This window comes from Gemmatimonadota bacterium (assembly GCA_009835325.1).
Lineage (GTDB): Bacteria > JAAXHH01 > JAAXHH01 > JAAXHH01 > JAAXHH01 > JAAXHH01.
Window position 1 is genome coordinate 1 of sequence record VXWP01000026.1, and the last position, 15,729, is coordinate 15,729.

At 60.6% G+C, this 15,729-nt stretch carries 7 protein-coding genes; 2 read left to right on the forward strand and 5 right to left on the reverse strand.

Translation table 11 applies throughout. The features are described from left to right. Window positions 1-580: 580 nt before the first annotated feature. Together F4Z81_02690 and F4Z81_02695 are read left to right on the forward strand one after the other, a co-directional pair. Window positions 581-3,211, forward strand: coding sequence for a tetratricopeptide repeat protein (locus tag F4Z81_02690; GenBank protein MXW03956.1), 2,631 nt, complete (start codon window positions 581-583; stop codon window positions 3,209-3,211). Window positions 3,212-3,249: 38 nt separating this feature from the next. Beyond that, entirely contained in the window at window positions 3,250-5,685 is a 2,436-nt protein-coding gene (locus tag F4Z81_02695) for a GWxTD domain-containing protein (protein MXW03957.1), read from the forward strand. A 28-nt stretch (window positions 5,686-5,713) separates the two neighbouring features. On the opposite strand, the gene F4Z81_02700 is transcribed toward F4Z81_02695, so the two are convergent. The 5 genes from F4Z81_02700 to F4Z81_02720 are packed head-to-tail and all read right to left on the reverse strand — an operon-like array spanning window position 5,714 to window position 14,977. After that, a complete protein-coding gene (locus tag F4Z81_02700) occupies window positions 5,714-8,764 on the reverse strand; it encodes an efflux RND transporter permease subunit (GenBank protein MXW03958.1) in 3,051 nt (1,016 codons plus the stop codon). 22 nt (window positions 8,765-8,786) lie between these two features. Further along, a complete protein-coding gene (locus F4Z81_02705; GenBank protein MXW03959.1) occupies window positions 8,787-11,903 on the reverse strand; it encodes an efflux RND transporter permease subunit in 3,117 nt (1,038 codons plus the stop codon). 18 nt (window positions 11,904-11,921) lie between these two features. Beyond that, window positions 11,922-12,902: a 6-bladed beta-propeller gene (locus F4Z81_02710; protein ID MXW03960.1), complete on the reverse strand. Its 981-nt coding sequence runs from the start codon at window positions 12,900-12,902 to the stop codon at window positions 11,922-11,924. Window positions 12,903-12,953: 51 nt separating this feature from the next. Further along, the gene (locus F4Z81_02715; protein ID MXW03961.1) at window positions 12,954-13,943 is read right to left on the reverse strand and encodes a 6-bladed beta-propeller; all 990 of its coding nucleotides are present in this window, start codon (window positions 13,941-13,943) and stop codon (window positions 12,954-12,956) included. A gap of 41 nt (window positions 13,944-13,984) precedes the next feature. Continuing rightward, a complete protein-coding gene (locus F4Z81_02720) occupies window positions 13,985-14,977 on the reverse strand; it encodes a 6-bladed beta-propeller (GenBank protein MXW03962.1) in 993 nt (330 codons plus the stop codon). Window positions 14,978-15,729: the final 752 nt, after the last annotated feature.

Below are 15,729 nucleotides of genomic sequence, written 5' to 3' on the forward strand. Positions count from 1 at the left end.
ATACTTCAACGGTGCGTTCAACCTTTCCGACATCCGCAACCGGCCGGTCCGGCTGTTGATCTGCCTCCCGTCGAGTCCCGAAGAAGCCCCTAAAGCGGCCGAGATCATCCCCGAACTGGTTGCGTGTCTGGACGCGGAGGTCGTATTCGTGGTCGGCGAACCGCGATCCGTCGAGTTTTACGACCCGTCGGATGCACGCATCACCGTGGTGCCGTTGGACCGGAGCGCCCGATGGTGGTTCGGCCTGCCTTCCTTCCGGATCGTCGACCGGTTGTCGGAAGCGGGGCTCAACCTGGCCGTCGATCTGAATCCAAGCACGGAACTGCTGCCCGCCGTACTGTGTCAGAGAATCGGTGCGAGGATTCGCCTGTGCCTGGACGATCCGCAACGGGGGCGCGTGTTCAATGTGCGGGTCCTGCTTGCTACAAAACAGGACACGCCGTATACGCGCATGCTGCGGGTCGTCCAGGCCGTCGCCCGCCCCGTGTCTCATCCCCGGATTTAACTTGACACCAGACCCTCCAGCCGGGATATTCAATCAGGGTCTGGACAAGCCGAATCCCGTGCGACCGGGAACGGCTTGTCATCCAACCAAATCGATCCCCCCGCTGATCTTATGTCCGCCCTGTCTCCTCTACCGCTCCTTTGTCGTACTCTGGCCGGATTCCTGCTGTCCTGTTGCCTGATGAGTCCCATCGCGGACGCGACGGCATCGAATGCCCAGCCCGAACCCGGGTCCGCCGGGCCTGCAGGTCCGCCTGGTCAAGCCAGGCCGACCTCAACGCTGGATGCCCTGCTGGAGGAGGGCTTATCCCTCTACGATCAGCGGAAATTCGAGGAAGCGAAAACGGTCTTCGAGGAGGCGGTCCGCCTCAAGTCCAAGTCCGGGGAAGCCCGCTACTGGCTGGGCGTCAGCCACTATGAGCTCGGGGAAGACCGGGATGCGGCGAAACAGCTGCGTATCGCCGTGCGGAACGACCGGAAGAACCCGGATGCGCACCTCGCCCTTGGCCGGACGTACATGCGCATGAAGAACCGCATGGTCGACGCGCGCAAGAGCCTCAAGCAGGCCCTCCGATACGATCCGGAACACTCCGAAGTGCACTACTACCTGGGCGTCTCGTACATGGCGCAGAGCAAGAGAGATCCCGCGGCGCCGCTCTACGTGATGCAGGCCCGGAGATCCTTCGGCCGGGCGGCGGCGGCGAATCCCCTGCACCCGGACGCCTACTACCGGTTGGGGCTGTCCTACGAAAACCCCTCTCGCGATTACAAGAAAGCGCTGGCCTTATTCTATCGGCAGTTGATGGTAAAACCGGATCACCGCGATGCGCTCGACCACCTGGAGCGATGCAGTTACATGCTCAAGCAGTTCCGGGAAGGCATCGACCTCCTGACGCAGGTGGTCGAAGTCCACGGGGACGCCGTGCCGGACTACGTGCATACTTTGATCAACAAGCTCAGGGCCACGTCGCTGCAGTCACAGAGCCGATACGCCGAAGCGGACCGGGCCTACGGCGAATTCCTGGTCGACGCGGCGCCGGAGGAACGCGCGCACTACATGGATCTGGCCCACGTGACGTCGGAAGAAGAATTCCGGCAGTACCAGGCACTGGAAACGGAAGCGGCGAAAGCGGAATTCAGACGCAGGTTCTGGGCGGCCCGCGATCCGAAGCCGGCCACTGCCGTGAACGAGCGGCTCGTGGAACACTACCGGCGGGTCATGCACGCACGGGAGCATTTCTCCAGTGGCCAGCAGCCATGGGATCGCCGCGGCGGGATCTATATACGGTACGGCGAACCGGACGATTTGCAGCATTTCATCATGCAGACCGGCGAGAACGCCATGAAGAACTACCAGCCGACCGGCGACGCCCGTATCGATGCGATCCGCGAGCGTAATTTCATATTGCGGTACCGCCTGAAGATCGATAACTCCGGCGAGACGTGGAGCGACCCGACAACACGCGGTACCCGCGATCCGGATGCGGGGGACTACCTGCACGAATTGGAAGCGCAGCAGGATGACTACTCAAATATTGTTTCGTCCGCGGTAACGGGGGGCAAGGAAGTCGCCAACACCGCCACCTTTTCGGCCATTTCCACCAGGGCACAATCGCTGGGCTTTCTCGCCGAAAGCTGGGTATACCTGGAGCACGACCTCGAGTTGTTCTTCGTCGACCAGGTAGGGGTCGGCAAGTTCGACTATCCGCTGCAGGTGCACGAGACGAACATTACCGAGGCCTTCGTCCAGGACAAGTATAATCCCAGGCGCATCGCGGCCTCGCTGATGGAGAAGACTCCGGAGTCCTACGAGTTCGACTACGGCGGCGGACCGCTGCGGTTCATGTACGACATTGTGTCCTACAAGGGTCGGGACGGCCTGGCCGAAGTGGAAACCGCCTACATGGTCCCGGCCGAACAACTGGAAACGGTGGAGGACGGACAGGGATTGCGCACGTGGTTGGACAGCCACATGGTGTTTCATGATGACGATTACAACCGCGTAGCCCAGACCTCCAGGCGTGTCGGACCCATCGACCGGCCGCTCGTACCGGTATCCGGGAACGCCCCGGGTATCGAACTACATACGGGCATGATGGAGATGGAAGCGCCGCCCGGCAGTTTCCGTGCCGCCATAGAGGTCCAGGACGAGACCACCCGGCGCATTGGAATTTACGAACAGGGCTACGCTGTTCCCGATTACGATGGCGACGCGCTGGTGTTGAGCGATATCAAGCTGGCGGTATCCATCACGCCGGCCGATTCAATCCACGGCCCCTTCGTGCGCAACGGACTTGAAATCGTACCCAATCCGGCGCGCCTGTACCAGCGCACCGACCCCGTTCACTTCTACTACGAGATCTACAACCTCGCCCTGTCCGAGTCCGGTCGAACCGCTTACCGGGTGGAACTGGAAATGAAGAACAAGGACCGGCCGCAGAACCTCTTCTGGCGTATTCTGAAGGGGATAGACCGGCTGGTCCGGCGTACGGACAACGAACAGTCCGTGCTCATGGTATTCGAGAACGAAGGAAACCGCCCGGACGAGTTCAGTTACACTTCCATCGATACGGGAGCCACACCCACCGGCGCCTACGAGATGACGGTTCGCGTCACGGACCTGCATTCCGGACAAACCGCCACGCGGCAGAAAGTCTTCGTCGTGACCAATGACCGGGTCGCGGAATTCAAGGCGGACACGGAATAACTTCCCGCTTACATCCGCGCGCTGAAGGACGGCGCAAAATGTCTAACCTGAGCAAAATTTCCGCGTTACTTGTCCTGCTGCTGCCATTCACCTGGCTGCCGCCCGCCACCGGCCAGGAGGCGGAGTCCGCTGCCAAGGAAGTGGAGCCTCTTGCCGGCCAGGAGGCGGAGTCCCTATTGGACCGGGCCAGGGCACAGTACGACCAGGGCAGATTCCAGGGGGCGGAGTCCACGCTGAGAAGTCTGCTCCAGGAGCAACCCGGATCGTCTGTAGCCCATCTTTGGCTGAGCCGCGCGCTGGACCGGCAGGAAAGGTATGACGAGGCCGAGCGCGCCGCAGAGGAAGCGCTGGAGATCGACCGCGCATCCCCGGAAATCCTCATACAACTCGCGCGGGTTTACATTCTCAAAGACAAGAAGAAGGATGCGCGGGAGTTCCTGGACGAGGCCGAGAAACTGGCGCCGGACATGGCGGACATATACTACTACCGCGGCCGCACGTATGGAAAGATCCGGATGGCGCGGTTCCGGCCCGGTACTGCCGAACGGGAATACAGGATCCAGGACGCGTCCTACCGGCGCGCCATCGCGTTGAATCCGAGCCATCCCGATGCCTTCTTTCAACTGGGATACGCCATCGAGGAGATCCGGGACGACCCGGAATCCGCGATGGAGTGGTATGCCAGGCAGGCATCCGAGAATCCGTCGCACGACGAAGCGGTCTACCGCCTGGTCTCTTGCTCCGTCGAATTGGGGGAGTACCAGAAGGGGTACGCGCAGTTGCAGCGGGTCGCCGCGGCCCAGGATTCGGCCGTCAATCCCCTGGTCGAGGGTCTGGCGGCACAGCTCGAAGCCTACCGGTACCATTCCCTGGACCAGCACGTGCGCGCGTACCGGGCCTTGAGGCGATACGTCGCGGTCCTGTCGGAAATCGACCCCGGTAAAGTCGCCCTGTACAGGGATCTCTCCATCGTAGCCTCCTTGGAGGAAGCCAATGCCTTTCTCGAAGCGCCGGAACAGGAAAGGGAGGAGTTGTGGCGCACCTACTGGGCGGCCCGCGACCCCGATCCCACGACGCGGATCAACGAACGGCTGGTGGAACACTACCGCCGGGTGATCTTCTCCAGGCTGCATTTTTCAACGGGCAAGGACCCGTGGGACCGCCGCGGCGAGATCTATGTCCGATACGGTCATCCGGACGATCGGCAGCGTTTCATCCTCAAATCCGGGGAGGACGTGGTCAACGCGATTTTCCCGACCGGGATGCGAGCCGTGGACATGATCCGCGAAACCAGCCGGCAGCGATTGGACATGCAGGTCAGCACCGGGGCGCCGATCCAGGACTTCGGCATATTCAGTGCGCGGGCCGGGCGCGAGACCAAGTCAGTCGCATTCCCGACGGAAAGCTGGGTCTACGTCCCCTTCGGCCTGGAGATCTTCTTTACGGATCAGCGGAATTCGAAAGCGTTCGACTACCCGCTTCAGGTGATCGATCTGCCCGCCCAGGCGACCAACTTCGGCACGACGGACCGGCTCGCGTACAGCTTCCTGAATACGACGAGGAAACAGGCCGAAGAGCTCATCCGGAAAGTACCCGAAACCCACCGGCACGACTACGGCGGCGAACCGCTCTCGTTCGTATACCAGTTGGCCGCCTTCAAGGGCCCCGGCGACCAGGCCGACATCGAAGTGGCCTACAGCCTTCCCGCGGCTCAGCTGGGCAACGTGGAGGACGGGCTCGGCGAAAGGACCTGGCTGTCCGGCCGAATCGCCCTGCAGGACATGGACTTCAACTACGTGCAGGCCATGCCCTTCAAGATGGGACCGCTTCGCCGCCCCGTGTCGGAACAGGACAATCTGCAGCTTTCAACGGGCGCATTCCGGTTCAGTGCACAGCCCGGGGCGTACCGGTCCGCGGTTTCCCTGAGGGATTCGCTGTCGCAGAAGTACGGGGTCTCCACGGCGTCGCTCCAGATCTCGGACTACCGCGCAGACCGGATGTTGCTGAGCGATGTAAAGCTCGCCGCATCCATCGTGCCCACCGACGCGGCGGGTCTGCTCGTCCGCAACGGACTGTTCATCACACCCCACCCCGCACGCCTCTATTCACGTGCGACGCCGGTGTTCATCTATTACGAGATCTATAATCTGGAGCGGGATGCCGAGGGCCGGACGGGATTTCGTACGGAACTGGAGATTGCCGTCAGGGAACCCCGGCGCAATGTCGCCCTCAGATTCCTCACCGCCCTGGGGCGCATGGTCAGCCAGCGATCCGACGATCAGACGGCCTACGTGACCTTCGAAGACAGCGGTACGACGCCGGACGATTTCAAGTACACCTCGATCGAAACGGCGGATCTGGATCCCGGTACCTATACCATGACGCTGACCGTCACGGATCTCCATACCGGACAGCAGGACACGAAGACGGTCGATTTCATCGTGGTCCAGGGCGAAGAGGCTAAAGAGGGCTGAAGGGGCCAAACAGGCTGGAGGGACGGCGTCAGGTTCGGCTCCCGCGGTCTCCAGGCGCGATCAGGCGGTAGAGCGCCGGAGTGACGAACAGCACCAGCAGCGTGGATAGCGTGAGCCCGCTCAGGCCGGTGTAGGAAAGACTGATCCAGAGGTCCCGCGTCGAGGGGTGTCCCGCGAAGAGCAGGGGAGTCAGTCCCACCAGCGTAGTGAGGGACGTAATCAGGATGGGACGAAGGCGCTGCCTGGCCGCGGTGACGATCGCCACGTCGAGGAGCATGCCTTCCCGTTGCAGCCGGGCCATGCGATCCACCAGCAGGATCGCGTTGTTGACCACGATCCCGACCATGAATATCGTCCCCAGGAAAGCCCCCCGGTCGAATGAAAGTTCGAAGAACCAGAATACCAGGAAGATGCCGGTGAGTCCCATGGGTACGGTCAGCAGGGCGACCGCGGCGCGGCGGAAGGACTCGAACAGGGCTGAGGTTACCAGCAGGACCAGCACGAAAGCCAGGCAGACGGCCAGGTACAGGTCACGCTCGTCTCCCCAGTCGAACCCCGCCCACGTTTGCCGTTCCAGCCGGTAGCCCGGCGGCAGTTCGACGGCGTTCAGAAAGGCTTCCTGAAATCGGCCGGCCAGTCGCCCGGCGCCTACGAACTCGTACGTTATCCACCTCTCATACTGCTGGTCACTGCGCATGATGGCTGTAGGTACCCGGTTGAACGCCAGGTATCCGGCATCCCCCATGTCCAGGGCGAAGTCGGAGCTCCGGATCGGAAGGCGATCGAGGTCGGACGCCGAGGCGGACCGGTCGACGACCAGACGGTACGGAACCCGCCGTCCGTCGAGGTGCAACTCGCCGTCGTGGCTTTCCCGGTCTCCGTAAAGCCGAAGCAATTCGTCCACATCGCCCAGATTGACCCCGGCCCTTGCGAGCGTAGGTTGCGCGGGATTGAATTGCAATTCGTAGAAAGGTCCTTCACTGTAACCCCATCGACTGTTAGTGGTTTCGACCTTTCGCACGCGCCGGTTCCGTTCCAGTTGGCGCGCAACGCGCTCCGCGTGGTCTCGCAAGTCGTCGAAGTTGTATCCGACCATCTGCAGCCTGAAAGTCGCGGACCCTCCCCTTCCGGAAGAGAAACCGGTTCCCAAACCAGAGACGCTGATGAACAATCCACTGTAGTGGGTAGCCAGATTCATCATCCGGCCCAGCATTTCATAGGGCAGTGCCGTCAGGGCGGATTCCTCAGAAAACCTGGTTTGCATGCTGGCGTTGGTTCCGTCAATCCGGGTCACCACTTCCACGTTCTTCCCACCGGCTTCCACTGCATAGCGTTCGAAGGCGAGCGCCACCGAATCGATCGTGGCCGTCTCCATGCCAGGGTGTCCGCCAATGTGGACGCTGATACGTGTTTCATCGGCAAACCAACCAAAACCCGGCCCCTTCCATACGTCGGTTGCAAACAGAAATACGCTGATCCCGAAGATCCCGAAAGTCGAGAGCGCTACGGGCCACCGCCAGCGGATCATGCGCGATACGGCGCTTCCATACCGGTCCACGAAACGCATCACATTCGCTCGTCGGTACTCCGGGGACACCTTCCTGTCCAGCCGATGCGTGATCACCGGAACCCAGATGCCCGCGACCACGATGGACGCGGCGAGGGTCAGACCGAGACCGAGCGCAAAGGGAGCGAATTCCCGTCTGAATTCATCCGAGAGATAGACGATCGGAACCAGGGCGGCGATCGTGGTCATCGTGGTGGCGGCGACGGGGATCAGCATTTCCGATGTACCGCGCACGGTGGCCGCGTCCGGTTCATCGCCCTCTTCTCGGCGCCGGCGGATGTTCTCGTAGATTACCACCGCGTTGTCCACGAGTATGCCGAAGGCCAGCGCAAGGCCGGAGATGGTGAGCAGATCGAGACCCAGTCCCATGGCCTCGAAGCAGATCAAAGCGGCGAGCATGGAAAGTCCGATGGAACTGAATAGGATGATCGAAGCCCGGATCTGACGGATAAAGACCAGGAGTAGCGCGATGATGGCGATGAGGGCGATGGCGACGCGGATGAACAGGTCGTCCAGCGCCTGCCGGACGTCTTCGCTCCGGTCGGTGACCAGGTTCGCCCGGACGCCCGCCGGCAGGCTCCGCGCCATTTCATCCATGCGCGTGCGTACGCGATCGGCGACATCCAGCATGTTGGTGCCTGGCTGCTGGTCGATTTCGATGGAAATGGCGGGCTGGCCGTTCAATCGTGATACACTGCGCGGTTTCGTCAGTCCCATGCGCGTCTCCACCAGGTCGCCGAGGCGGATGAACTCGTCACGGCCCGCCGCGACGGGCAGGTCGGGTAGATCGCCCATAGTCGACGACATGGGTTTCGTGTACAGCGGGATCAAGGTGGACGCTCTGTGTACGGCCCCGGCCGCATGGGACTTGAAAGTGTCGTTAATCGCGATTTGCACCTGCGCAGCGGTAAGGCCGGAACTGTGCAGCCGGTCGGCATCGAGCCGCAGGACCAATTCTTCTTCCCGCCCCCCGATGACTTCGACGTTCCGCACGCCGTCGATGGAGGACAGGACCGGCAGGATATCCTCGATGGCCAGCGCACGCAACGCGAAGTCCGTCATGGGTCCGGACAGGCGATAGCTCATGAACCCTTCGAGTTCCTGGAACATCTGCGGGATTACTTCCGATATGCGGGGCTCGACGCCGTCGGGCAATTCCTCCCGCAGGGAAGCGAGGCGGTCCCTGAGCAGAGCCCGGGCCGATGCGATCGACAGGGAATGATCGAAATTCGCGTATATGGACGCCATGCCTTCCTTCGTTTCCGATCGTATCTGGACTATACCTGGCACGGAGGAGATTTCCGATTCGATCATGGCGGTCACGTGCTTGACGACGGCTTCCGACGAAGCCCCCGGCCAGGCGACCGCAATGTTCAATCCCGGATAATCCTTATCGGGCTCGAGTGACAGCGGCAGGCGCTGGACGGCCGCCGTTCCGAGGGCAAGTACGACGAGGGCCGCGGCGGTTACGGCGATGGGTCGATGGATCGCGGATGTGAGGAATCTTTCCATGATTCGGTTTCGCGAGTAGCGATTACCGGGATTCGGCCGTCCCGGAGGTCGCCGGCCTGGCGAACAGGCTGTACAGGATCGGTACGACGAACAGCGTCAGCCCAGAACCGAGGATGAGGCCGCCGATCAGCGTGCGGGCCAGGGGCATGCCGAGTTCTCCCCCGGTCCCGAAACCCAGGGCCAGCGGAAGCACGCCGCATATCGTCGTGACGGTGGTCATCAGGATCGGCCTGAGCCGCCGCCTGCCCGCTTCGTGAATCGCATCCCTTCGGGACAGGCCGTCTCGTTCGGCCCGGACGATGAAATCGACCTTGAGGATGGCGTCGTTCACGACGATACCCACGAGGACGATGGCGCCGATCCACGTGATGATGTTCAGGCTTTCACCAAGCAGCGTCAGCACGTAGACCGAGCCGGCCAGCGCGAGGGGAATCACCGCGATGATGATCCAGGGAAGGCGCAGCGATTCGAACTGCGCGGCGAGGATGAGCAGGACGACCACGATGGAGAAGAGAAGCGAGATCAGCAGGGAACGGTAGGCGGTCCTGAGCGTCTGATGCGTCCCGGTGAATTCCACGTAGTGCCCGTTGAACCGGTTGTCGGCCAGCCCTTCCCGCACCAGCAGGTCTCTGACCCGGTCCGCCACGCCGACGAGGTCGTCACTGGTAATCTCCGCATCGACGATGACCATGGGCGCCTGGTCCATGCGCAGGATTTCTCCCGCGACTTCGACGGGTTCGATCGTGGCGAGCGCACGCAGGGGGAACGGTCCGTTCGGTGTATCCACGGCAAGGTCCAGCAAGTCGCGGATGTCCGTGTCATCCTGGCTCATGCCATGCAGGACGATCGGAATGCGCTCATCGGTGCGGTCCAGGTATGTGGCCGTCCGGCCGCCCAGGTAGGTGCGCAGGATTTCGGCGATCCGCTCGGGCTTAACGTCCAGGCGCGCGGCTTGGCGCGCGTCGATGTCGATCCGGTAGGAAGGCCGAAGATCGACGCCGCGCAGCGTGATGTCGGCGAGCGGGAACGCGGAATCGGACAGAAGCGACCGGATGGATCCGGCGGTATCGGACATGCGCCGCTGGCCCGAGTCGACCGGTCCGGCCGTTCGTTCATCCATGTGCAGACGTATCGACAGGTCGGGCTGGCGCCCGCCGAGGATCGTGGACAGCGCCGAGACCGGCGGCTTCAGGTCAACCTGGCTTTGCAGTCCGGGAGGGATGCTTTCGCGTAAGGCGGCCATGACGGCGGGTGTGTCCGGCTGCCCTTCATCCAGGAAAACCTGCACGCGGGCCGTTTCGAGTTTGGTGGCGCCCGGCGCTGTTCCGGGCACGAAGGCCGCTCCGGCCGCTCCGGCCGTCGTCAACGTATGGCGCACGCCCGGGATGGTACGGGCCAGTTCGGAAAGCGCCCGCGCCCGCTCCACCGTGGTTTCCAGCGACGTCCCGGACACGAGCGAAAGGTCCATCCAGAACACGCCTTGATCCACCTCCGGGTAGAAGGACCGCGGCAGGTTGCGCCCGATAAATCCGGCGACCAGGGCGAAACCCAGCAGCAGGATCAGGCCCCGGACAGGATGATTGATGGCGGCGTCCACGGCGCGGCGATAGGTTCCGTACAGCCTGGCGGGCTGCCGCGCTTTGCCGGCTGTTGCGCGCCGGCTCCATCGGGCAACGAGCGCGGGCAACAGCGTCAACGCGGCCGTCCAGGAGAGAATGAGCGACGCGGTGACCGCAAGGGCCTGGTCCCGGAAAAGCTGCCCGGCGACCCCGGGCGTCAGGGCCATGGGCAGAAATACGGCGACGGTGGTCAGCGTGGAGGCGGCCATGGGCAGCGCCACTTCGGCTGCGCCGTTGCCCGCGGCCGACTGGACGTCGGGATCGGTCTCCCGGTGCCGCACGATGTTCTCGACCGAGATGATGGCGTTGTCCACCAGCATGCCGATGCCGAGGGCCAGCCCGCCGATCGACATGATATTCAGCCCTACACCCGTCGCGTCGAACACGGCGAAGGCGGCGATGACGGCCACCGGCATGGTCAACGCCACGGGTATGGCGTACCGGAAACTGCGGAACCAGGCCAGCAGGACGATCAGCGCGAGGACGCCGCCCCCGGCCAGCGCGGTCAGCGCATTGCGTATGGAACCGCGTACGAAGGTGGCCTGGTCGAAGGCGACCGTCAGCGATACATCGGGAAACTCGATGTTGTACTGTCGTACCAGGACATTGACGGCATCACTGGCCGAAAGCAGATTGGCATCGGCCGTCTTCTGTACCAGGACGCCGATCGCGGGCGTTCCGTCGAAGAGCACGGCGCCGCGCCGGTCCCTTTCGCCCATGCGCACCATCGCCACGTCCTTGACCCGTATGAGTGCGCCGTCCGGCCGGGTAGCCAGCACCGTGGCGCGCATGTCGTCAAGAGTTTGGAAAGCGCCGTCGATACGCAGGGTGTAACGGTAGTTGCCCCGGCGCATCAGGCCGGCGGGCAGGTCGCGATTGGAAGCGTAAAGCACGTCCTGGACCGTGTCGAGAGACAGCCCGTACGCGGCCAGGCGGGCAGGATCGATGTTGATCTGTACTTCGGGTCTGGCGCCGCCGACGATGCTCGCGCGGGCTACTTCGGGCAGCTGTTCCAGTCTCGGCCGGAGGACCTGCTCGGCCAGTCTTTGCAAGGAGAAAGTGGCACCGTCGTCATTCCGCGTTCCGGACTCGAGCACCAGTCCCATCATGGGCGCCCGGTCAGGGTCCGTATTCAGCAGGACCGGTCGATCGCTTTCGGCCGGAAGGAGGAATCGCTGCGTGTCGAGCTTTTCCCGGGCGGCGAGCAGCGTGGATTGAAGGTCGGCGCCCCAGTCGAGCTCGACGGTTACGAGCGATTCGCCCTCGCGGGATATGGAACGAACCTGCATCGCACCGGGCAGATTCCGAAGCGCGGACTCGATCGGTTCGGTGATCTCGCGGGCTACGATCTCCGGTGGCGTATCGGCCCACGTCGTCCATACCGTGACGGCAGGTATCTCGAGAGGCGGCAGCAGGTTGACCGGCAGGCGGGTTAGCGCGATGAGCCCGATGAGGACGGCGGCGCACGTCAGGCAGCACGTGGCGACGGGCCGCCGGACGGCGACCTGGGGTAGGTTCATGATCGGTCCCGATCCGGCTCAGTTTCTCAACTGGTAGACCACGATACTGGGGTTGAGTTCCCCTTCTTCCACGGGGGAAGTGTCAATGGCGTACAGATCATCGTCGTCGGCGTAGATGAAACTCAGTGGCGATTCGATATCCATCTGGACGAGTGTGCCGTCCCGTTCGAACAGGTCGAGATGGAGGATACCGGTGTTTTCGGGACCGATTCTGCTCCGCTGTATGAGAACATGGTCACCGACGACCAGGGGTCTCATTACCGCGGACGTTTTGTTCATTTCGTCCCCACTGAAATCCATACTCGCAATCACCATCGGTAAGTAACCTGGCGGTTCTGCAGTGTATGTCGCAACGACACGCCCATCCCATTCTATATCGATAACCTCGTAGGTTGTGATAGATGAATACAGAACCCGGCCCTCCGGGGTGGAAGAGGTGTGCTGGAACGAACCACCGAACATGATCGGTGGTCCATCGGGCGGCCAGGGGCGACTGCCTGTCTCATGGGTCTTGTTCCCGTTCGAATCATACACCGTGAAAAGTGATTCACCCTCGAGGGTACTTACAGCGATACGCCCATTCCCGTCGCCAACCATATTGGCCGGACGGAACAATTCGACTCGAAACGAGCCTTGATGGGCTCCGTTTAAATCAAAGGTCGCCACACGGAAGTTGTCTTTATCCAGTACCACGATGCAGTCTTCGAATACCGTAACATTCTGAGGTCGCGACATCTCCCCAGGCCCCGATCCTTCCTGTCCGATACGCCGGATCATCTTCCCGCTCGGATCCGTGACCCAGACCGTATGCTGCTGCCAGTCGGGCAGGTAGAAGTTACCTGCTGCGTCCCGGGTTAGATCGGCGATTTCACCTACGATTTCATCCCCCAGATCGATCGGGATCTCCCGTACTTTTTCGATGCCGTAGTTCTGGGCGGAAGCCGGAGCGGTCCACGTGGGAATCAGACCGATGGCCAGCACAACAACAACGAATCTCATTCGTAGCTCCTCGGCGTGACGGGTTACGGATTGAGTCACGAGGATTACAGTCTATGGCCCGCCGTTCAGTCGATAAACCACGATACTGGGGTTGAGTTCCCCTTCTTCCACGGGATTGATGTCTATGGCGTACAGATCATCGCCCTCGGCGTAGTCAAAATGAAGGGGTGACTCGATATCCATCTGAACGAGCGTGCCGTTCCGTTCGAACAGATCGATATGCCGGATACCGAAATTGTCAGGACTGTTTCTGACCCTCTGCACGAGCACGAGATCGCCGACAACAAGGGGACGGAAGATTTTGGTCGATCTGTTCAACTCTTCCGACGCAGTTTCCATACTCGTAATCACCATGGGAAAGTATCCAGACGGTTCGGCTGAGTACGTGGCGATTATGCGCCCATCCCATTCCATATCGTATACCTGGTAGGTTTTGATGGATGAGAATAGAATGCGGCCTTCAGGGGTAAGCGACATATGAAGGAACGAGCCGCCCATCCTGACCGGAATGGGCGGGTCGGGCGGCCAGGGGCGGCTGCCCATATCGTGACTCTTGTTGCCATTCAGATCGTATACTGTAAGCAGCGATTCCCCAAACAGCGAACTCACGGCGCAGCGCGCTTCACTTCCGCAAACTATGTTATCCGGCCCGGGTCTGTCGATTCGAAACGAAGCCTGGTGGACGCCGGCCAGGTTGAATGTCGCTACACGGAAGTTTTCTTTGTCGAATACTACGATGCGGTCGTCGAATACCGTAACATTCTGAGGTTTCGACATCTCCCCAGGCCCCGATCCCTCCTGGCCGATGCGCCGGATCAACTTCCCGCTCGGATCCGTTACCCAGACCGTATGCTGCTGCCGGTCTGACAGGTAAAAGTTACCTTCTGTGTCGCGGGCGAGATCAGAGATTTGGCCTACGATTTCATCCCCCAGATCGATCGGGATCTCCCGCACTTTTTCGAGGCTGTAGTCCTGCGCGGTAGTGGGGGTGGTCCAGTGTTGAAGAAGCATGGTTGCCAGGAGTAGTAATACGTATCTCATCAAGCTCCTCCAGATGATTCGACCGCACGGACCGATCACGGTTATTCTGGCCCGCCATTCAATCGGTAGACTACGATATGTGGGTTGGGTTCACCTTCTTCAACAGGTGTTGTATCGATGCCGTAGAGGGTTCGACCATCGGCGCAGATGAAAGTGAAGGGCAACTCAATGCCAAGTTGGACGACGGCGCCGTCTTCCAGGAAGAGATCGCCTTGAAATCTCCGTTCGCCGTCTTCCAGGTCTTTCCATCTTTGAATCAATACTTGATCACCAATACCCAGTGGTCGGCCAACCCACGATCCCGGTCTAAATGCGATACCACTTCCCGTCGGAGTGACGGAGAAAGGAGTGTATCCGGGAGGTTCCGCCGAATAGGTTGCCAGCACCGTGCCATCCCAGTGCAGTCTCGACACTTCGTAACGTTTCACCGGCGAAAAAAGCACATCTCCATTCGGTGTGCTGGATATATGCTGGAACAACTGATAGGATCCGCCAATGACCCCGACGGGCCTGGCCTCGACCTCACGGCTGCCGCCATCGTAGAGCTTCGCGCCATCGGTGTCGTATACCGTGAAAAATGACGGAGCCAGCACAGAAGAAACGGCGATGTGGCCATCGTCGTTTATCAGCATGCCGGTCGATAGGTACACATCGATTCGATGGCTGGAAAGATGCTGTCCAGAAATTGAAAAAGCGGAGATTCTGTCGTTGTCGTTATCAAGCACGAAAACCTTACCATCGTGCAACGCCACACTGCGGGGATTGGTCAGTTCGCCCGGTCCCCTTCCCGCCTGCCCGATTTTCCGGATCAACCTGCCCTGGGAGTCCACTACCCAGATCATATGTTGCTGCCAGTCGGGCAGGTAGAAGTTCCTCTCGGCGTCCCGGGTGAGATCGGCGATTTCACCGACGATTTCATCGCCCAGCTCGAGCGGGATAACCTGGGTTTTTTCAATCACATAGGATTGTGCATGGACCGATGTAACTGTAATTGTAATCAGGATGAGAAAAACAGCTCGGAGGAATGATATCATTACTGACCTGCACTTTCCCTCAGCCGGAACACCACGATGTGCGGGTTGTCCGCTCCTTCATTCACCGGCGTCGTGTCGATACCGTAGAGTAGATCGCCATCCACCGCGTAAAACTGAAAGGGTAGTTCCATGGCCAACTGTACCGGCGTGCCGTCCATGGTGAACAGATCACCGTAGTATTTTATACCATTCTCAACATCTACTTTTTTACGTTGTACCAGAACGTGATCACCAATGGCCAGCGGACGCAGAATCGGGGTCCAGGTTTTCAAGATGTCGTTGACATGTGGAAACTGAACGCCGGACGGAAATTCGAATTTTCCGTATCCAGGGGAATCGGCCTCATATTCCGCAAGTACAGTACCGTCCCATGTCATTCTTAGTACAGGGTATTCTTTAACCGTGGAGTACAGAATGTGACCGGCCGATGTCTGGTTGAAATGCTGATCCCCCATCATTGTAAAAAACGACTGATCCGGCACTCTTTCACCTTTACTCCCTACAATGTTTCCATCCATATCGAAAACGGTAAAAAGCGTTGGCTCCCAGAGAGAATTGACCGCTATACGGCCGTCTTTACTCGCCAGAATCCCTGTTGCCATAAAAAAGTTTACTCGGAAGTCGTTTACATACGTCCCGTCCATCTTGAAAACCACTACTCGACTGTTACCTTTGTCGAGCACAATGACTTTGTCTTCGTATACAGTTGTTCCACTCGGAAAGTTTAGCTCTCCGGGGCCGGAACCTTCCCG

What these genes read in the sequence shown, in the direction of transcription:
- F4Z81_02720 (MXW03962.1), bottom strand. Translation starts at nt 14,977, where the DNA reads ATGATATCATTCCTCCGAGCTGTTTTTCTCATCCTGATTACAATTACA.
- F4Z81_02715 (MXW03961.1), bottom strand. Translation starts at nt 13,943, where the DNA reads ATGAGATACGTATTACTACTCCTGGCAACCATGCTTCTTCAACACTGG.
- F4Z81_02710 (MXW03960.1), bottom strand. Translation starts at nt 12,902, where the DNA reads ATGAGATTCGTTGTTGTTGTGCTGGCCATCGGTCTGATTCCCACGTGG.
- F4Z81_02700 (MXW03958.1), bottom strand. Translation starts at nt 8,764, where the DNA reads ATGGAAAGATTCCTCACATCCGCGATCCATCGACCCATCGCCGTAACC.
- F4Z81_02705 (MXW03959.1), bottom strand. Translation starts at nt 11,903, where the DNA reads ATGAACCTACCCCAGGTCGCCGTCCGGCGGCCCGTCGCCACGTGCTGC.
- F4Z81_02695 (MXW03957.1), top strand. Translation starts at nt 3,250, where the DNA reads ATGTCTAACCTGAGCAAAATTTCCGCGTTACTTGTCCTGCTGCTGCCA.